Here is an 18,644-nt window from a genome sequence, read left to right on the forward strand (position 1 = left end):
CAGGGCCTCGCGCGCCTCGGCCGCCGTCGGCCGGCCCGGGTCCGCGGCGAGCAGGCGCTCCAACGCCCTCCGGTACGCGACGTCGCGCGCCGCCCCGGCGGGCGTCTCGACGTCCGGGGCCACCCCGCAGCCCTCCCAGTTGGTGCCGCTGACCGGGTTGACCGGCCGGGCCACCGGCACGGTCAGCTCCAGGTGCGGGTGCAGCCGGTGCCCGACCCGCGGGTGCGCCCCGCCCCGGCTCCGCTCGCCGACCACGGTGGCCCGGCCGAGCTGCTGGAGGTCGTACGCCAGCTCCTCGCCGCCGGAGAACGTCTCCGGGCCGGTCAGCACAAGCACCGGCTTGTCCGGCGCGTAGCGGGGCACGGGCAGCCAGGCGGCGCTCCAGTACTGGTGGGTGGTCCCGGCCCGCTCGTGCATGGTGTGCAGGTGGGTCGGCTCGGCGAAGAACCAGCCGCAGACCAGGGCCACCATGTCGGGGCTGCCGCCCCGGTTGCCGCGCAGGTCGAGCAGGAGCGCGTCGGTGCCGGCGAGCAGCCGCAGCGCGGCCGTCACGAGGTCGCCGGCCAGGTGCGGCGGGAAGAGGTACGGCGTGATCTCCAGCAGCCCGACGTTGCCGGGCAGCCGCTCCACCCGGGCCACGCCGCCCATGGTGAGCGCGGCGAGCTGGGCGAAGTGCTCCTCGGCCGGGTCGTCGGCGGTGTCGGCCAGCGGCGTCTCGTGGTGCTTGAGCCGCAGGTGCAGGTCGCCGTTGCCCGCCTGGAGGTCGGTGGTGACCAGCGCGCCGAGCGCCGCCGCGTCGGCTACCTCCGCGTACGCCCCCGCGCGGAGCCGGTCGCCGAGGTGCGCGGCGATCCGGCCGGCCTCCTCGGGAAAGACGTACTGCTCGGCGACCAGTTTCCCGGCCCGTTCGATGATGTCGGTGATCTCGTCCTGGCGCATGTCCCGCCCCCGTCTTCACTGTGGTTGCCGGTAGTAGAGCAGCCCGGTTGACAAAGCGTCAAGAGAATTGGACGCTTTAGTGGTGACCGACGAGATCGGCGAACCGCTGGAGGTCCGCACCCCGGCCCAGTTCAAGGCGCTGGCCCACCCGTTCCGGCACCGGCTGCTCTTCGCGCTCGGGTCCGGGCCGGCCACCATCAGTCAGCTCGCCACCGGGCTCGGTGCGGCCAAGGGCACCGTCGCCCACCACCTCAAGGTGCTGACCGAGGCCGGCATGGTCCGCATCGCGCACACCCGCCAGGTGCGCGGCGGCACCGAGCAGTACCACGAGCGCGCCTTCCGCCGGCTGGTCGGCGAGACCGTCGACGCCGGCGCCACCACCGCGCTGTTCGGCGCGGTCGCCGAGGAACTGGCCGGCGACCCGGACCCGCTGCTGCACCTGCGCCACCTGCGGCTCACCCCGGCCCAGGCCGAGCGGCTCCGGGCAACACTGGACGCCCTTGTCGGGGAGGCCGAGGAGGCCGGCCCGGACCAGCCCCGGTACGGCGTCCTGGTCTCCCTCTACCGCCGCCCCGACCCGGCGGACCCCCGCCCGCCGGGGTCGTGACCGACGCCGGTCGGCTCTGGCGGCGGCACCGGGCGCTGACTAGGCTTGCGCCGTTCGCCGTTCGCCGTCCGCAACCGGTCCTCACTGTCGAGGGTGCACGTCTGAGAGAGAGCCGGAGCGAATCGTTGTACCGCAGCAGGACGTGAGCCTCGCCGCCGTGGCGCCGGCCCGTCGCCCGCTCTCCGGCCGTGTCGGGCTCGTCGCGGCCGCCCTCGTCGTACTCGGGGAAGCGGTGTGGCTGGTCGGCGGCCTGCCGGGCGCAGCCCTGCTCAGCGACCTCGGCGCGGTGGCGGTGTCCAGCTGGGCGGCGGTGGCCTGCGCGAGGGTGGCCAGGCGGCACCCGACCCCGCTGCGCCGGTTCTGGGCGCTGCTCGCGGCCACCATGATCCTCGCGGCGCTCGGCCGGACGGTGTGGACGGTCGAGCGGCTCGGCGGGCACGGCCTGCCGCACACCCCGCTGGTCGGCGGGCTGTTCACCGCGGGCATCGTCACCGGCACCGCCGCGCTGCTCTGCTCCCTGGCGGCGCCGCGCAGCCTGGTCGGGCAGGCCCGCACCCTGCTCGACGGGGTGATCGTCGGGCTGGCCCTCATCCCGATCGGCTGGGTGGTGGTGTTCCGCGACCTCGCCGACGCCGACCTGGCCGATCCGTTGCGCACCTTCGGGCTGCTCTACCCGATGCTCGACCTGATGCAGCTCACCATTCTGGTGGCGGTCGCCGGGCCGGGCCGGCCGATGTGGCGGGCGCTCACCCTGATCGGGGTCGGCCTGGCCACCCGGGCCGCCGCCGACGCCGGCTACGTCTCCCTCGTGGCGCACGGCAGCTACGCCCCCGGTCATCCGATCGACGTCTGCTGGCCGCTGAGCTACCTGCTCATGGGGCTCGCCACGCGCTACCCGCCGCCGGCCTGCGAGGGGGAGGAGGAGACCGGCGAGTCGCCGCTGCCGCCGTGGTGGCGGGTCGCCCTGCCGTACCTGCCGGTGGGCGGGGCGATCGTCGCCGTGGTGCTCTCCCGGCAGCCCACCGGGCAGACCCCGCACCTCATCTTCATCGGCATGATGGCGCTGCTCGGAGTGCTCGCGCTGCGCCAGGGGCTGGCCGCCAACGAGAACCTGCGGCTGGTCGCCCGGCTGCGCCGGCTCGCCTACTCCGACCAGCTCACCGGCCTGCCCAACCGGCTGACCTTCACCCGGCGGCTGCGCCGGGCCCTGCGCGCCGACGGCCCGGTCGCCGTGCTGCTCCTCGACCTCGACGGGTTCAAACAGGTCAACGACCGGTTCGGGCACGCCGCCGGGGACCGGCTGCTGAGCACCATCGCGGACCGGATGCGGGACGCGACCGGCCCCGACGGGATGATCGCGCGGCTCGGCGGCGACGAGTTCGCCGTGCTGGTCGCCGGGGACCGGCCGGTGCCGCCCGAGCGGCTCGCCGTCCGGCTGCTCGCCGCCCTCGAACCGCTGCCCGGCGAGGAGGACGTAGGCGTGCACCCGTCGGCCAGCATCGGCATCGCCGAGTACGGCCCGCAGCACGCCTCCCACACCGACCTGCTCCGCGACGCCGACATCGCCATGTACGCGGCGAAGGCGGCCGGCAAGTCCGCGTACCGGACCTGCACACCCCAGCTGCGGGAGTCGGCGGTGACCCGGGCCGAGCTGATCGCCGACCTGCGCCGGGCGGTCGACGAGGGCCAGCTGCTCATGGAGTTCCAGCCGATCGTCGACCTGGCCACCGGCACGGTACGCAGCGCCGAGGCGCTGGTCCGCTGGCGGCACCCCCGGCTCGGGGTGCTCCCCCCGGCGCGGTTCCTTCCGCTGGCCGAGGAGACCGGGCTGATCCTGGCCATCGACCGGTGGGTGATCCACGAGGCGACCCGGGCCGCGGCCACCTGGCGGGAGCAGGCGCCCGAGGTGACCGTGGCCGTCAACATCGCCGCTGCCCACCTGCGCCGGCCCGACCTGATCGCCACGGTCACCGGGGCGGTCGGCGCGGCCGGCCTGCCGCCCCGCGCGCTCACCCTGGAACTCACCGAGTCGGCGCTCATCGAGGGGAGCGAGGCGGTGCTCGACCGGCTGACCCAGCTCCGCGACCTGGGGATCCGCATCGCCATCGACGACTTCGGCACCGGCTACTCCTCGCTGAGCTACCTGCACCGAATCCCGGCCACCGAACTGAAGATCGACCGGTCGTTCGTGTCCCGGCTCGACGCCGACGACGCGCGGGCGTACGCCACGGTCGAGATGATCAACCGGCTGGCCGGCGCGTTCGACCTGGCCGTGGTCGCCGAGGGCGTGGAGACCCGCAGCCAGCACGCCGCGGTGACCGCGATCGGCTGCCTGCACGGCCAGGGCTGGCGCTACGGCCGCCCGGTCGCCCTGTCCGAGCTGCTGCACGCGCTCACCCCGGTCGACGCGGCCCGCTGACCGGCCCGGCCCGCACCGGGCCGAAGGTCCCGGGCAGGACAGGGGGTTCGGCCCTGCTGGTGGTGCCCCGCTCACCGCCACGATGGTGTCGGCAAGCAACGGAGACACCATCCATTCAGGAGCGGACATGAAGCGACGGACCCTCGACCTGTTGTTCAGCATCGGCGGGCTGGGCCTCGCGGTCCTGCTGCTCGTCGTCGGCGTCGTCCTGACGACGAACGCCAACTTCGCCAACCACTACGTGCACGACCAGCTCGCCGCCCAGCACATCAGCTTCACGCCGGCCGACAAGCTGAGCGACGAGGAGAAGAAGTCGGGGTGCCTGCGCGAGTACGCCGGCCAGCCGCTCACCACCGGCAAGCAGGCCGAGTGCTACGCAAACGAGTACATCGGCCTGCACCTCACGTCGATCGGCGGCGGCAAGACGTACGCAGACCTGGGCGCGCCGCAGACCGCGCTGCGCGAGCAGGTGGCCCAGGCCCAGCAGGCCAACGCCGCCAACCTGGCCGACCTGCAGAAGCAGCTCGCCGACGTCAGCGCCCAGCGGGAGACCGTGTTCAAGGGTGAGACGCTGCGCGGCCTGCTGCTCACCTCGTACGGGTTCAGCGAGTTCGGCCGCAAGGCCGAGCAGGGCGCCCTCGCCATGTACCTCGGTGCGGCGCTGCTCCTGCTGCTCTCGGTCGCCGGCCTGATGCACGCCTTCCGCACCCCGGCCAGCGAGACGTTCGCCGCCCCGGAGAGGGAACGGGTCACCGCCTGACCCGGTCCCCGATCGCCCCCGGCCTCCCGCACCCCCTCGGGAGACCGGGGGCGATCGCCGTTCCGTGCGCCGCCGGGTCGTGCGGGCCGCAGAATCGGGCTTGACCCTCACGCAACGGGAGGCGGGAGCCTTGGTCGCGGAAGGGAGGGAAACCATGGCGTACACGGTGGGTCAGGTGGCGCGGGCGGCCCGGGTGACGGTCCGGACGCTGCACCACTACGACGAGATCGGGCTGCTGCGGCCGAGCGGGCGGACACCGGCGGGCTACCGCCGCTACGACGACGCGGACCTGGACCGCCTGCAGCTCATCCGGTACTACCGCGAGCTGGGTTTCCCGCTGGACGAGATCGCCGAGATCCTGGACGACCCGGCCGCTGACCCGGTGGCGCACCTGAGCCGGCAGCACGAGCTGCTGTCCGGGCGGATCGGCAAGCTCCAGGAGATGGTGGCGGCGATCGAGCGAGCGATGGAGGCGAGAAAGTTGGGGATCCAGTTGACGCCGGAGGAGCGGTTCGAGGTGTTCGGAGACTTCGACCCGGACGAGCACGCCGACGAGGTCGAGCGGCGCTGGGGCGACACCGAGGCGTACAGGCAGTCGCAGGAGCGGGCCGGCCGCTACTCGAAGGAGGACTGGCTGCGCAACAAGGAGCAGAACGAGGACTGGGGCCGGCGGTTCGCCGCGCTGATGGACTCCGGCGCGCCGGCCGACGGGCCGGAGGCGATGGCGCTGGCCGAAGAGCACCGGCAGCTCATCACCCAGTGGTGGTACGACTGCCCGCTCGAGATGCACACCGGGCTGGCCGACATGTACGTGGCGGACGAACGGTTCACCGCGTACTTCGAGACGATCCGGCCCGGGATGGCGGCCTATCTGAACCAGGCGATCCACGCCAACGCGATCAGCCGGGCCTGACCCGGCCGGGGTGCCAGGATGGGCCGGACAGCTCACCCGCGGGAGGTCCTGTGTTCATCGTCGCCGGCACCCTCTACGTCGACCCGGCCCGGCGGGATGCCTACCTGGCCTCCTGCGTGGAGGTCGTCCGGGCGGCCCGCTCGGCGCCGGGTTGCGTGGACTTCGCCGTCAGCGCGGACCTGGTCGAGCCGGGCCGGATCAACGTCTACGAGCGGTGGGAGTCCGACGAGCAACTGCTCGACTTCCGCGGCTCCGGCCCGGACGGGGAGCAGGGGGCGATGATCCTCGGCGCCGAGGTGCACAAGTTCCGCATCTCCGGCGTCGAGGCGCCCTGACCCGGGCGCCTCGCCGGCCGGGCGCGACCAGCGCCCGCTAGAACAACAGGTCGAGCAGGAGGACGCCGGCGAAGCCGATCACCGAGATGATCGTCTCCATCACCGACCAGCTCTTGATGGTCTGCCCCACGGTCAACCCGAAGTACTCCTTCACCAGCCAGAAGCCGGCGTCGTTGACGTGCGAGAAGAACAGCGACCCGCAGCCGATGGCCAGCGCCAGCAGCGCCACCTCGGTGCTCGGAAGGGTGGCCGCGAGGGGCGAGACGATGCCGGCGGCGGTGATGGTGGCGACGGTGGCCGAGCCGGTGGCCACCCGGATGCCGACCGCGACCAGCCAGCCCAGCAGCAGCGGCGACAGGTTCGCGCCCTTGGCGGCGTCCGCGACCAGGTTGCCCACGCCCGCGTCGACCAGCACCTGCTTGAAGCCGCCGCCGGCGGCGACGATCAGCAGGATGCCGGCGATCGGCGGCAGCGAGCCGCCCAGGAAGCCGGAGACCTGGTTGCGGCTGAACCCGGTCCGGTAGCCCAGGAAGATCATCGCGAAGATGACGCCGGCCAGCAGCGCGACGATCGGGGTGCCGACGATGTCCAGCGCCTTGCGGCCGGCGGTGTCCTCGGCCAGGGTGAGCTCGCCGATCGCGCGCAGCAGCATCAGCACCACGGGCAGCAGCACGGTGACCACGGCGGCCCAGAGTGCCGGCTCGCGGCGGGCGCGCGGACCCACCGGCTCCTCGATCGGCGCGCCGGGGCGGCCGGCGCCCGGGTTGACCAGGTCGTCCTCGGTGACCAGGTCGCCGTCGGCGTCGAGCCGGCCCTGGCCGGGGCGGGTCGGCCGCCGTTCCGCGCCGGCGGCGAGCGGCCGTCGGGTGGGCAGCAGCGCCTCCGGCGCGGTGGCCGGCACGTGACGGGCGATGAAGTTGCCGAAGACCGGGCCGGCGATGATCACCGTGGGGATCGCCACCAGCAGTCCCAGGGCCAGGGTCTGGCCCAGGTTGGCGCCGAGCGCGTCGATCGCGACCAGCGGGCCGGGGTGCGGCGGCACCAGGCCGTGCAGCACCGACAGGCCGGCCAGCGCCGGGATGCCGAGCTTCATCAGCGGCACGTCGACCCGGCGGGAGACCAGCAGCACGATCGGCACCAGCAGCACCACGCCGACCTCGAAGAAGAGCGGGAGCCCGATCAGCGCGGCCACACCGGCCATGGCCCAGGGCAGCGCGCCGCCGGAGACCCGCCCGACCACCCGTTCCACGATGCTGTCGGCGCCGCCGGACTCGGCGAGCAGGCCACCGATCATGGCGCCGAGCGCGATCAGCAGGCCGACGCCGCCGACGGTGGAACCGACCCCGCCGCTGAACGAGGTGACGATCTTGTCGGCGCTGACCCCGGCGACCACGCCGAGCACGGCCGCGCCGAGGATCAGCGCCAGGAACGGGTGCACCTTGCCCCAGGCGATCAGCACCACCACCGCGGCGATGCCGAGCAGGGCGGCGATGACGAGTTGGGTGTCACCGGCGTTCGTGAGCGGTTCCGCCGGTGCGGCGAGCAGTGTGACCACGGCAATCACGACCTTCGGTAGTCGTCCGTGCCTCCGGTACGGGCGATCACTGGGGAGGAGCGGTGGGTGGTGGTTCCGGCGGCAGGCTCGGAGCCAGCCGCCGCAGGGACGCGAACGTCGGGACGAGCGCGTCGTACAGCTCGGAGAAGAGCGGCAGCAGGGCCGCGTACGTGGCGGCGGAGGCGGGATCCGGACGGACCGTCTCCTCGATGCGGACCAGGTCGGCGGCGACCTCGATCGACTCGATCAGGCCGAGCGCCTGCATGCCGAGCAGCGCGGCGCCGAAGCTGGAGCCCTCGTGCCCGGCCGGGAAGCGCACCGGCAGGCCGAGCGCGTCGGCGAGGATCTGCCGCCACAGCGGGCTGCGGGCGAAGCCGCCGCTGGCGCGGACCTCGCGTACCTCGTTGCCGGCCGCCCGGACCGAGGCGAGGACGAGGGCGAGCTGCTGGCAGACCCCCTCCAGCGCGGCCCGGACCAGGTGCGCCCGGCCGTGCCCGTGGGTCAGCCCGACGTACGCGCCGCGGGGCAGCGCGCTCCAGTGCGGTGCCCGCTCGCTGAGCAGGTACGGCAGCATGATCAGACCGCCGGAGCCGACCGGTGCCCGGGCGGCCAGGTCGAGCAGCTCCTCCTCGGCGTGCTCGCCCAGCTCGGGGGCGAGCGCCTCGTTGGCCCACTGAAGGACGATCCCGCCGTTGTTGATCGCCCCGCCGACCACCCAGCGGTGCTCGGTCAGGGCGTAGCAGAAGACGCCGCCGAGCGGGTCGACGCCGGGGCGTTCCACCATCACCCGCATCGCCCCGCTGGTGCCGATCGAGCAGGCCACCTCGCCGGGATGGACCGCGCCGAGCCCCAGGTTCGCCAGCGGCCCGTCGCCGGCGCCCACCACGAGCGGGGTGTCCGCGGGCAGGCCGGTGGCCCGGGCCGCCTCGGCGGTCAGCCCGGGCAGCACGTGGGTGGTGGGGACGAGCTGCGGGAGCTGCTCCTCGGTGATCCCCGCGATGCCGAGCGCCTCGGCGTCCCAGGCCAGCCGGTAGATGTCCATCAGGCCGGTGGCGGAGGCGACCGAGTGGTCGATGACGAGTGCCTCGGCCAGCCGCAGCAGCACGTACTCCTTGATGCCGACCCAGTGCGCGACCCGCTCGTGCAGCTTCGGTTGCTGCTCGGCGAACCAGACCAGCTTGGGCAGTGGCGCCATCGGGTGCACGGGGGTGCCGGTGCGCCGGTGGATGGCCAGCCCGGAGGGGACGGCGCGCAGCCGCTCGGCCTGGGCGGCGGCCCGGGAGTCGGCCCAGGTGACCGAGGGGGTGAGCGGGGTGCCGCCGGCGTCCAGCCCGATCAGGCTGTGCATCGCGGTGCTGAACGACAGGCCGGCGATGGGCCGGCCCAGCTCCCCGACCACCGCCCGGATCGACTCCACCACCGCGTCGAAGATCCGTACCGGGTCCTGCTCGGCGTAGCCGGGGTGCGGCTCCTCCAGTGGGTAGCCGATCGAGTGCGTGGCGAGCTGCCGGCCGCCGGTGTCGTACGCGACCGCCTTGGTGCTGGTGGTGCCGATGTCCACCCCCACCACGACGGCCGGGTCACCCACCGGTGCACCTCCTCGCGTCCCCGGGGGTCGCGGCGCGTCCCGCCCTGCGGCTGACGTTACCGACGCACCGACCCCCTCGCATGGTGAAGTGGGGCCGCCGGGGGTGCGGCCGCCGCCGCCGTGAACCGACGCGAAAGTTTCCGCCTAACGTGTCGCGCAATCATCCGATCGGTCAAATTGGTGACTTTGGCGTGTCTTGCCACCCCTGGGCCGCCGTTGACATGAGTGACACCCCGATTGGTGGGCTCGCGCGGCGGAGGAGTCGGCGTGGCGATGACTGATTCGACGGGTTCCACATGGCGCTACCGGTGGGCGCACCGGCAGAACGACCGGCGGCAGCGGGCCTTCCGCGCGGCCGACGACGCGTGGCGACGCCGCGACGACGAGCTGCGGCGGCTGCGTACCCTCGCCGGGTCCTTCCACGGCTCGACCGAGGCCGGCGCGGGCCTGCCCATGGAGCTGGCCCCCGGCGAGGTGGTCTTCTGGACCCTGCCGGCCGCGCAACTGGTCGAGGTCCGGCACACCGCCGTGCTGCCGGCCCCCGAGCTGACCGTCGACCCGGAACCGCCGATGCTGCGCCCGCGTCGCCCCGAAGGGGTGAAGGTCGCCGACGCCGGGCTCGCCGTGCTCACCAACCGGCGTCTCGTGCTGCTCGGCGGTCGGGGCCGCCGCGACTGGACGTACGGGCGGATGACCGGGCTGTCCCACGACCCCGGGGCGCCGGTCACGCTGATCCAGGTCCTCGACCGGCGGCGTACCTCCGGTCTCCTGCTGCCCACCGGCGCGGTGGCCGACTTCCGGTTCAAGCTCACGCTGGCCTTCGCCGACGCGATCGAGCAGCGCGCCGCGGTCGTCGCCCAGCTCGACGAGCTGATCGCGGAGCACGACGCGGTGCGGCCGGCGCGGCCGGCCGTGCTCACCCCCGCGCAGGCCCGGGTCACCGCGTTGCTGCCCGGTGGGCGGCGGACCGTGGCGGTCGGCGCGGCCCTCGCGCTGATCGTGCCGGCGATGCTCTTCGAGTCCGACCCGCCGGTGCGCCCCGGCTCGGAGCTGGCCTCCGCCGCCACCCCGGTGGCCACCGCCACCCCCGCGCCCCCGCCGATCGCTCCCGCCGTCCAGGTCAAACCCGGCCCCAAGCCGCAGCGCACCCGGACCGCGCCGACCACCACGCCGTCCCGGGGCATCGCGCCCCAGCCGGCCGCGGAACGCCGCTGCGGCGCCCCGGCCAACCCCTACGGGTACGACTTCTGCGGCGGCACCCGGATCCGCAAGCCGGACGCCGGGATCTGCGACTGGTTCGGGTGCGTGCCCGGCTTCTGGTCCGGCCGCGGCTGGCTGGTGCAGTGCCGCGACGGCACGGTCAGCCTGACCGGCGGGCAGCGCGAGTCGTGCGCCGGCCACCAGGGCTTCCGCCGGACCTTCTGGACCTGACCGCTCAGCCGCCGAAGTCGGGCACGGTCAGCGAGCCGTCCTCGGCCAGCGGGAAGCCTTCGTCGCCAAACCTGCTCCGCCCGTAGAGCACCACGGCGGGGCCGCCGGCCTGAAAGAAAGACGGTCTCGCCCACCTTTTGGCCGCGCCAGCCGAGCCGCTCGTAGAATGCCCGGGGCGGGCAAGGTCGGCCACGCCGAGGGTGATCAGGCGCAGGCGATCATCGTCGCCTACGAGAGCGGGCTGGTCGTCCCGCGTGGCAATCGGAGTGAACGGTGAACGACGACGCGCTCGCCGCCTCGCTCGCGGCGCACCTGGACGCACTCACCTTCGCGGACCGGTCGACCGACGAGGTCACCGCGCTGCTTGTCGACGCGGTTGCCGCATGGGGTGAGGCCCACGGCTTCCGGGTGTACCGGCGCGCCGCGAGTGTCGTCCCGCTGCCCGCCCCGTACCAGAACCGGCACTCGGTCGTGGACGTCGCCTTCGCTCGCCCCGCCGCTCGTCCTGTCGTGATCGAGGTGGACCGCACCGACCGCCGGCGTACGGTGGAGAAGCTGCTCGCCGAGGCCGACGCCGGCCGGGTCGCGCTCTGGGTGCGCTGGGGGCCGGGACCGTTCGCCGTACCGCCCGCGCCGGTTCGCCTCGTCACCTGCGAAGTCGCCGTGCGCAACCACCGGCACTCGCGACTGCCGGCGCGCCCCGCGCCGCAGCACTCCGCGCCGGCCGGCGCCGCGGCCGAGCCGGTCGAGCTTCCGCTCATCGCAGATTGAGCTTCGTGCCCTCATGGCTGGCGACGAACCCGAGCCGCCCGCTGGCACGGGTGGTGTGGACGTAGCCGACAACGGCAGCGAGCAGGAAGCCGCCCCAGAGCAGGAAGACCGGGTAGGTGGCGGAGAGTGCCCAGTTACTGTCGAGGGCCTCCGTGCCCCCGTCGGGGGCGCACCTTCGGGTGAAGCCGAGGGCCAGGCAGCCGGACATCATCGCCCCGTACTGGCCGACCAACATGCCCACCACTGCGGGAGGGACGACGGGAAGCCAGCGTGGCACCCGTCGGCCCGCCGCACGTGGCACCCAGGACGGAACGACCTGGCCCCACGGCCGGATCAACCCCAGAGTCAGTAGGCCTCCCGCCATCGGGCCGGCCACGAGCAGGCCCCAGAAGACCACCGAAGCGCTGGACGCGGCATCGATCGCCTTGGCTTTCGATCCCGTGATGCCGAACGGTACCCCCAGCGCCCACAGCAGGTGGGGAACTGCGAACCCCAGCAGCGGTACCGTCGCTGCCGCCCAGGTCACTGCCGTGACCCACCGCGCGGGACGGATCGTCCCGTCGGGGCGTGCATCCGGTCGACGGGTGGAGGTGCGCAGGCCGTAGTACCCGGTTACGAGGGCGACTATCAGTCCCAGCGCGGCGAAGAGGACCTGCCGAACCAGTAACGGGTCGTCGAACATGCCGAACACGAGGCGCATGACCACGTTGCCGGGGGCGACCAGGATGAGCCAAGCCACCCCCGCCCATCCTGCTGCCAGCAGCACCGGACGTACCCGCGGTTGCACGCGCGTCCTCGTCATGAGACGACTACCTCGGTGCGGAGGGTCGTGGCGGACCGGGTGCGTCGGCGCCAGTAGTTCGCGGTCAGCGCCAGAACCATTGGCCCCCACGCGAGCAAGGGGACGTAGTGTGCCAGGATCCGCGACCCGGGCGGAGGCCGTTCGATGTCGCCCCGACCGATTAGCACGGGCCCCCGGTCGACAAGGTGGAACGCCATGTTGAGCACGGCGTACGCGCATATCGCGATGAGCAGCAGAGCCCCGATCAGCGCAGGGATCACCGCCACGCGGACCGGGATCGCCCGGCCGCCGAGGCCGGGCACCCAGCCGGGGACCCGCTCGCCCCAGTGGTATACCAGGCCGAGGGTGAGCAGCGCGAATCCCATGGACAGGCCGGAGAGCAGCAGAAGGTACCATCCCCCGTTCGCGATGGTGACACTGCCGTCGACCACCCCGGTGGCGCGCCACACTGCCGACGGCAGCACGCAGAGGGGCACCGCGTACGCAGTCCACACCGCCCACCGCGGCGGGGTCGGCGTCGCACTCTCACGCGTCGTTGACTGCTTCATGGCTCTCCTTCTCCCCGGTCCTGAGGTCATCGTCTTGAACCGGGTGAGGCCTCACATCCCTCCTTCGAGCTAGCACCGTCCCCCGGCTGAGGGAGCGGCAGCGGGCGGCCTTTACCCGCCGAGGGCGCCGATGACGCGATCAGCGAGCACGCCGGTTTGCGCGCAGGGCGCCCAGTATCACGCCGGTGCGGCCAGCGAGTCCGGGTGTCCACGCATGGAGACGACCTCGTCGAACCGCCGCGCGGTTTCACGTCCGTGATGGTCGCCGTGATGATCTGATTGCTGACCCGACTGGAGAACCGGTACCCGCGCGGGTAGGGAGCGTCGACATAAGGCAGCGCCAGGTCGGCGGAGGTCGACATCGACCAGGCGGCGTCGACCACCACCTTCTGCGAGGCGAACAACCCGCGCGCGGGCACGCCAAGGATCGGGCTCGCCGCAGGTACGTCGACAAGCAGGCGGCGCGCAGTGCCGCTGCCGTCATTCCGGGCACAGTTGTCCCGTCACCAACCATCACGGCCATTCATCGACTGCCTTCGGTGGCGAACAGCGCGGCGCCGCCCACGTCCGATAACGTCCTCGGACTGCTCAGCGCCAAGACGACGGTGTGGTCCGGGTTCGTCACGCCGCTGCGGCGCCCCGGCCAACCCCTACGGGTACGACTTCTGCGGCGGCTCCCGGATCCGCAAACCAGCCGCAGGTGTCTGCGACTGGTTCGAGTGCGTGCCCGGCTTCTGGTCCGGCCGCAGCTGGTGGTGCAGTGCCGCGACGGCACAATCAGCCTGACCGGCGGGCAGCGCCAGGCGTCGCCGGCAACACGGCTTCAGCCGGACCTTCTGGACCTGACTGCTCAGCCGCCGAGGTCGGGGACGGTCAGCGAGCCGTCCTCGGCCAGCGGGAAACCCGGGTTCCAGGCGATCTCCCACACGTGACCGTCCGGGTCGGTGAAGCAGCCCGCGTACCCGCCGTAGAAGGTGTCCCGGGCCGGCCGGGTGACCGTCGCGCCGGCCTCGGCGGCCCGGCCCAGGATCTCGTCGACCTCGGCGCGGCTGCGCACGTTCTGCGCCAGGCTCAGCCCGCCGAAGCCGTCCCCGCCCGGGTCGGCCAGGCCGGCGTCGTCGGCCAGCCTGCTCCGTCCCCACAGCACCACGGCGAGGCCACCGGCCTGGAAGAAGACGGTCTCCTCGACCTCCTGGCCGCGCCAGCCCAGCCGCTCGTAGAAGGCCCGGGCCCGGGCCAGGTCGGCCACGCCGAGGGTGATGAGGCTGACCCGCTGCTCCATGCCCGGACCCTACCCAATGCGCGCCGGGCGGGGCGCCGGACGCAGCGGCAGCAGGCCGGCGAGGACCAGCGCCGCCCCGACCGGCAACAGGTCCAGGTTCACCCCGATCGCCACGAACCCGACCAGCACCAGCACCGGCGCCCACACCGGCAGCAGCCGCGCCGCGGCGACCCGGTACAGCAGCACCAGCAGGCCCAACTCGAACAGCGCCGGCCCGCCGAGCAGCACCGCGTCGGGCGTCTGCACCGCGTCGGCGAAGCGCGGGAACAGGTCGCCGAGGATCACCCAGACGAACGCGGCCGCGCCGACCAGGCCGGCCAGTGCGGCCGCGTCGTCCACCGCCCGCAGCCGGGTCGAGCGGGTACGCAGCACGCCGTGCAGCCCGACGATCAGCGCGGCGAAGCCGAGGATGCCCAACAGGAACAGGCTGTGCCCGGTGTTCCACGCCCAGGCGCCCTTGTCGCTGTGCCCGTCGAGACGGTCGATCAGGCGGAGCAGGCCGTAGCCGAGGAGCAGCAGCGACGCGGCCACGGCCACCGGCCGCAACCAGGGGTACGCGGGACGCGTCCGGATATCGGTGAGGGTCATGGCCTGAGCCTGCTCGCCGGCCGGGCCGGGGACATCCGGGCTGGACCCCCACCGACCCCCGATTAACCGTTCGCGTCCCTCAGGGACGCGCGGCTACCGTCCGCCAGGTGTCCCGCACCGTGACCCTGGTCCTGCTCGACCCCGCCGGCCGGCCGCTCGGCGCCCTGCCCCCGTACGACGTGCCGGAGCCGTGGTGGCAGCAGGTCGGCTCGATCGTCGACGAGGCCCGCCGCCGCTACGGCGTCGACGTCGCCGTGCTGCGGCTGCTCGCCGGCGACCGTCCCGAGCCGCCCGGCGGTCACCTCACCTACCTCGGTCAGGTCACCGCCCCACCCGCCGTACCCCTGACCCCGGCGCCGGTCGACCTGACCCCGCACCCGCTGCGCGCCCCGTACGCCGAGCCCGGCGGCCCGGCCCGCAGCGTCGCCTGGGCCACCGGTGAGCTGCGCCGCCTCGGCCGGCCGGTCACCGCCGTGGCGCAGCACCGCACCTGGAACCTGTCGGCGATCTGGCGGCTCGACGACCCGGCCGGCAGCGCCTGGCTCAAGCAGGTGCCCCCGTTCCTCCGGCACGAGGCGGCCGTGCTGCGCTGGCTCGGCGCCGCCGCGCACACGACCGCCCCCACCCTGCTCGCCGCCGACGACACCGGCCGGATCCTGCTCGACCACGTGCCCGGCGAGGACCGTTACGGCGCCGACGAGGCGGAACGGGCCGCCGTCGCCGCCGAGCACCACGCCGTCCAGCTCCGCGCCGCCGGTGAGGCCGCCGGGCTCGTCGCGGCCGGCGTACCCGATCGGCGCGGGCCGGCACTGGCCGGCTGGATCCGCGACCGGCTGGCCCCGCACGACCGGACCGTGGCCGCCGACCTGCTCGCCGGCCTCGACGACCGGCTCGACCAGGTCCGCGACTGCGGCCTGCCCGACACCCTCGTGCACGGCGACCTGCACCCGGGCAACGTGCGCGGCGACGGCACCCGGCGAGTGGTCATCGACTGGGGCGACGCGTTCGTCGGCCACCCCCCTTCGACATCCTGCGGCTCACCGAGACCCTCGATCCGCCCGTCGCCGCCCGGCTGCTCGACGCCTGGGCCGCCCGCTGGCGGGCCGACGTGCCGGGCAGCGACCCGGAGCGCGCCGTGCAGCTGCTCGGCCCCGTCGCCCACCTGCGGATGGCCGCCGTGTATGCGATGTTCCTCGCCGGCATCGAGCCGAGCGAGCACCCCTACCACCTCGGCGACGTGCCGGCCTACCTGGAACGGGCCGCCGCCGCGGCCTGACGCACCGGGATCCACAGCTCGGCGTCGGCGGTGCTGCCGTCCGCCGACACCCGCACCTTCGAGATCTCCGGCCCCGGGCGGCTCTCGTAGGGGTTGGACGGGAACCACTGGGTGAACACGTCCCGCCACAGGTACTGCACCGCCTGCGGGAACTCGCCCGACACGGTGAACACCGCCCAGGAACCGGCCGCCACCGGCAGGCGGTCCAGGTCCTCCGGCACGTCCGCGCCGGTCACCACCGCGTGCCAGTAGTCCAGCTCGGTGCCCTCGTCCCGGGAGCCGGCCAGGTCGTCGCTGACGTTGACGATGCCGCGCGGCTCCTGGTCGGAGAGCGCCTCGATCCGGCGTACCGTCTCCGGGTCGAGGCCCTTGATGAACGCCACGATGTGCGGGTTCATCCCCTCGTGGACCAGCGGCACCCGGGCCTTCACCCCGGCGAGCTGGAAGGCGTCCTTGGTCACGATCCGGTAGTCCATGCTGGTGCTCCCTTCGACGACGAGCCGGAAGGACATCCGCGGCTGCGACCGCAACACCGCGCCGGTGCGCCGGGCCTCGGCCGGGCCGACCCCGTGCACCGCGCGGAACGCCCGGGCGAACGCCTCGTTCGAGCCGTACCCCCAGCGGACCGCCACGTCGAGCAGCGACGCCTCACCGTTCAGCACCTCGGCGCCGGCCAGGGTGAGCCGGCGCCGGCGCACGTACTCCGACAGCGGCATCCCGGCCAGGGCCGAGAAGAGCCGCCGGAAGTGGTGCTCCGACGTGCAGGCGATCCGGGCCAGCCCGGCCACGTCGAGCGGTTCGTCGAGGTGGCGTTCGAGGTGGTCCATGGCCTGGTTGAGCCGCTCCAGCACCCGGTGCTCCTTCCGTTGACACCCTCGACGCTAGGCACCCGGCATCCGTCCTACCCGACCCCGCCGGACCCGATCCGGTCGGGTCGAACTGGCCGGCGCTCCCGCTCGGCGGAGGGAGGGCGGCCTAGCCCCACGGCCGCAGCTTCTCGGGGTTGCGGACCACCCAGATGCGGGTGACGCGCCCGTCGGCGACGTCGAACGAGGCCACGGTCTCGACGACGCCGGCCCGCCGGGCCACCAGGCCAGGCACGCCGTTGACCGTCCGTTCCAGGAGTTCGAGCCCCGGAGCCCGCTCGGCGATGGCGACCATGTACCGGGCGATGAGCGCGCCACCCTCGACCGGGTGCAGGGCGGTGCCCACCATGCCGCCGCCGTCGGCGGTCATCACGGCGGCCGGGTTGAGGAGAGCGACGAGGGCGGCGATGTCCCTGGTCTCCCACGCCTTCTTGACGTGCCGCACCACGTCGGCCTGCCCGGCGGCCGGCACCGGGGCGGGCGCGACCGTCACCCGCCGCCGGGCCGAGGACGCCAGTTGCTTGCAGGCCGCGGGGGTCCGCTCCAGGACGCCGGCGATCTCGGCGAACGGGTACCGGAAGACCTCGTGCAGGACGAACGCCACCCGCTCGGCGGGCGTCATCGACTCCAGGACGACGAGGAAGGCCATGGCCACCGACTCGTCCAGCACGATCTGGTCGGCGGGGTTTACGCGGCCGGTGGGCTCCGCCGCAGCCGTGCGGTCCCACTCGCCGCGGTCGGGCAGCGGCTCGGGCAGCCACGCGCCGACATAACGTTCCCGGCGGGCCCGCGCCGAGCCGAGCAGGTCCAGGCAGATGCGGCTGGTCACCGTCGTCAGCCAGGCGCCCGGGGACCGGATCTCCTCCCGCCGGCTTCGCGGCAGCCCGTACCAGCGTGCGTAGGCATCCTGTACGGCGTCCTCGGCCTCGGTCACCGAACCGAGCAGCCGGTAAGCGACGTTGATCAGCTGGCGTCGCTCGCCGAGTACCTCATCCGCGCTGGTCGCGACAGTCCCCACGCTCCCGGCCGCCCCCTCGCCTTACCTTTCGCAGGCCCGCGTCGTCGGGCTGGTGAGACCTTATCGACCTACTGCCCGAGGGCGGAAAAGGGGAATGACATGGCCACCCAGGTGACGGCGACGGCACCACGCAGCTCCACGTTCCTGCGGATCGCGATCGCCCTCCAGACCCTGACCATCTTCCTTCAGGCGATCTCCGCCGGACTGCTGCTGACCTCGTCGTACGGGGAGACGCTGCACAGCGCCGGAGCCCGTGTCATGTACGGGGCGTCGATGCTCTACGTGCTCGCGGCGGTGCTGGCGTGGAAGCCCGGCGGCGGCTCGCCCCGGCCGATCTGGCACGCGTCCGGGTTCCTCGTGCTCGCCTCGGTCCAGGTCGTACTGGGCATCGCGCACGTCCCGTCGGTCCATCTTCCCCTGGGTGTCCTGATGTTCGGCCTGAGCGTGCTGGCGCTGGCCCAGGTCGCTGGCGCGCGTGTCGCATCATGGCCTGGTGATCATGCGGAAGCGGCGCCACAAGAAGAAGGACCGGGACTGGTGCAACTGCGACGTCCCTGACTGTGACGGCCCGGGCTGCTGCGACCTCGGCCTCTTCTCCCTGCTGCTGACCCTCGGCTCGGTGGCCGCCGGCGTGGTCCGTGGGCCCGCCATGGACCGCGCCGGCCGTGCCGCCATCCTCGGCTACCGCCGCTGGCTGTCGCACCGCTGGCCCGCCCAGTGCCGCTACACGCCCACCTGCAGCGCGTACGGCCTGGCGGCCGTGGAGAAGTACGGCCTCGCGGTGGGCGGGCGGCTGGCCGCCGACCGGGTCCGCCGCTGCCGGCCCGACGTCCCGCGCGGCACCCACGACCCGCTGCGCTGACGGCTCACCACACTGGTCCACGGCGGCCTGCGCCGCGGCAACGTCCCGTGACGGTGACGGTGACGGGAAGCGGGGCCGGCCTGA

At 73.7% G+C, this 18,644-nt stretch carries 18 protein-coding genes and 2 pseudogenes; 11 read left to right on the top strand and 9 right to left on the bottom strand.

Annotation, left to right across the window (positions count from 1 at the left end; translation table 11 throughout):
• On the bottom strand, positions 1 to 939 hold a 939-nt coding region (locus B0E53_RS08185), incomplete at its 3' end, for a S41 family peptidase (protein ID WP_107075454.1).
• An 82-nt stretch (positions 940 to 1,021) separates the two neighbouring features.
• On the opposite strand from B0E53_RS08185, the gene B0E53_RS08190 reads away from it, so the two are divergent.
• The 5 genes from B0E53_RS08190 to B0E53_RS08210 all read left to right on the top strand — a co-directional run bounded on the left by B0E53_RS08190 (position 1,022) and on the right by B0E53_RS08210 (position 5,973).
• Entirely contained in the window at positions 1,022 to 1,546 is a 525-nt protein-coding gene (locus tag B0E53_RS08190) for an ArsR family transcriptional regulator (RefSeq protein ID WP_107075481.1), read from the top strand.
• A 142-nt stretch (positions 1,547 to 1,688) separates the two neighbouring features.
• A complete protein-coding gene (locus tag B0E53_RS08195) occupies positions 1,689 to 3,965 on the top strand; it encodes an EAL domain-containing protein (protein WP_210405988.1) in 2,277 nt (758 codons plus the stop codon).
• A 127-nt stretch (positions 3,966 to 4,092) separates the two neighbouring features.
• Positions 4,093 to 4,725, top strand: a complete 633-nt coding sequence (locus B0E53_RS08200) for a hypothetical protein (RefSeq protein WP_107075455.1) — start codon at positions 4,093 to 4,095, stop codon at positions 4,723 to 4,725.
• 154 nt (positions 4,726 to 4,879) lie between these two features.
• Positions 4,880 to 5,638, top strand: coding sequence for a MerR family transcriptional regulator (locus B0E53_RS08205; protein ID WP_107075456.1), 759 nt, complete (start codon positions 4,880 to 4,882; stop codon positions 5,636 to 5,638).
• Positions 5,639 to 5,688: 50 nt separating this feature from the next.
• Positions 5,689 to 5,973: an antibiotic biosynthesis monooxygenase family protein gene (locus B0E53_RS08210; RefSeq protein ID WP_107075457.1), complete on the top strand. Its 285-nt coding sequence runs from the start codon at positions 5,689 to 5,691 to the stop codon at positions 5,971 to 5,973.
• Positions 5,974 to 6,010: 37 nt separating this feature from the next.
• Here the strand turns inward: B0E53_RS08210 and B0E53_RS08215 are convergent, their stop codons facing one another.
• A complete protein-coding gene (locus B0E53_RS08215; RefSeq protein WP_107075458.1) occupies positions 6,011 to 7,528 on the bottom strand; it encodes an SLC13 family permease in 1,518 nt (505 codons plus the stop codon).
• A 46-nt stretch (positions 7,529 to 7,574) separates the two neighbouring features.
• Complete coding sequence (locus B0E53_RS08220) at positions 7,575 to 9,116, bottom strand: gluconokinase (RefSeq protein ID WP_107075459.1); 1,542 nt, start codon at positions 9,114 to 9,116, stop codon at positions 7,575 to 7,577.
• A 267-nt stretch (positions 9,117 to 9,383) separates the two neighbouring features.
• On the opposite strand from B0E53_RS08220, the gene B0E53_RS08225 reads away from it, so the two are divergent.
• Positions 9,384 to 10,547, top strand: coding sequence for a hypothetical protein (locus B0E53_RS08225; RefSeq protein ID WP_107075460.1), 1,164 nt, complete (start codon positions 9,384 to 9,386; stop codon positions 10,545 to 10,547).
• A gap of 273 nt (positions 10,548 to 10,820) precedes the next feature.
• A complete protein-coding gene (locus tag B0E53_RS08235) occupies positions 10,821 to 11,318 on the top strand; it encodes a hypothetical protein (RefSeq protein ID WP_107075461.1) in 498 nt (165 codons plus the stop codon).
• Here B0E53_RS08235 and B0E53_RS37435 read toward each other — a convergent pair.
• Entirely contained in the window at positions 11,305 to 12,057 is a 753-nt protein-coding gene (locus tag B0E53_RS37435) for a hypothetical protein (protein WP_210405989.1), read from the bottom strand. The two genes, B0E53_RS08235 and B0E53_RS37435, sit on opposite strands and share 14 nt — an antisense overlap.
• Before the next feature lie 59 nt (positions 12,058 to 12,116).
• Entirely contained in the window at positions 12,117 to 12,668 is a 552-nt protein-coding gene (locus tag B0E53_RS08245; RefSeq protein ID WP_107075463.1) for a hypothetical protein, read from the bottom strand.
• A gap of 630 nt (positions 12,669 to 13,298) precedes the next feature.
• On the opposite strand from B0E53_RS08245, the pseudogene B0E53_RS39165 reads away from it, so the two are divergent.
• A pseudogene (locus B0E53_RS39165) lies at positions 13,299 to 13,600 on the top strand (hypothetical protein); the annotation flags it as partial.
• Here the strand turns inward: B0E53_RS39165 and B0E53_RS08250 are convergent.
• Both B0E53_RS08250 and B0E53_RS08255 read right to left on the bottom strand, forming a co-directional pair.
• Entirely contained in the window at positions 13,519 to 13,950 is a 432-nt protein-coding gene (locus tag B0E53_RS08250; protein ID WP_107075464.1) for a VOC family protein, read from the bottom strand. The pseudogene B0E53_RS39165 and the gene B0E53_RS08250 overlap by 82 nt on opposite strands.
• Before the next feature lie 9 nt (positions 13,951 to 13,959).
• A complete protein-coding gene (locus B0E53_RS08255) occupies positions 13,960 to 14,538 on the bottom strand; it encodes a hypothetical protein (RefSeq protein ID WP_107075465.1) in 579 nt (192 codons plus the stop codon).
• A 551-nt stretch (positions 14,539 to 15,089) separates the two neighbouring features.
• Here B0E53_RS08255 and B0E53_RS39170 point away from each other — a divergent pair.
• Positions 15,090 to 15,497 (top strand): annotated as a pseudogene (locus tag B0E53_RS39170) (phosphotransferase); the annotation flags it as partial.
• 286 nt (positions 15,498 to 15,783) lie between these two features.
• Here B0E53_RS39170 and B0E53_RS08265 read toward each other — a convergent pair.
• Together B0E53_RS08265 and sigJ are read right to left on the bottom strand one after the other, a co-directional pair.
• Complete coding sequence (locus tag B0E53_RS08265; RefSeq protein ID WP_107075466.1) at positions 15,784 to 16,665, bottom strand: AraC family transcriptional regulator; 882 nt, start codon at positions 16,663 to 16,665, stop codon at positions 15,784 to 15,786.
• Positions 16,666 to 16,789: 124 nt separating this feature from the next.
• Positions 16,790 to 17,698 (bottom strand): RNA polymerase sigma factor SigJ, encoded by a 909-nt coding sequence (gene sigJ, locus B0E53_RS08270; protein ID WP_107075467.1) that lies wholly within the window; start codon positions 17,696 to 17,698, stop codon positions 16,790 to 16,792.
• 99 nt (positions 17,699 to 17,797) lie between these two features.
• On the opposite strand from sigJ, the gene B0E53_RS08275 reads away from it, so the two are divergent.
• Together B0E53_RS08275 and yidD are read left to right on the top strand one after the other, a co-directional pair.
• Entirely contained in the window at positions 17,798 to 18,256 is a 459-nt protein-coding gene (locus B0E53_RS08275; protein ID WP_210405990.1) for a hypothetical protein, read from the top strand.
• A complete protein-coding gene (yidD, locus tag B0E53_RS08280) occupies positions 18,198 to 18,560 on the top strand; it encodes a membrane protein insertion efficiency factor YidD (protein ID WP_246835298.1) in 363 nt (120 codons plus the stop codon). The genes B0E53_RS08275 and yidD overlap by 59 nt, the downstream gene beginning before the upstream one ends.
• Positions 18,561 to 18,644 lie beyond the last annotated feature (84 nt).

The organism is Micromonospora sp. MH33 (assembly GCF_003013775.1).
Taxonomy (GTDB): Bacteria; Actinomycetota; Actinomycetes; order Mycobacteriales; family Micromonosporaceae; genus Micromonospora; species Micromonospora fulviviridis.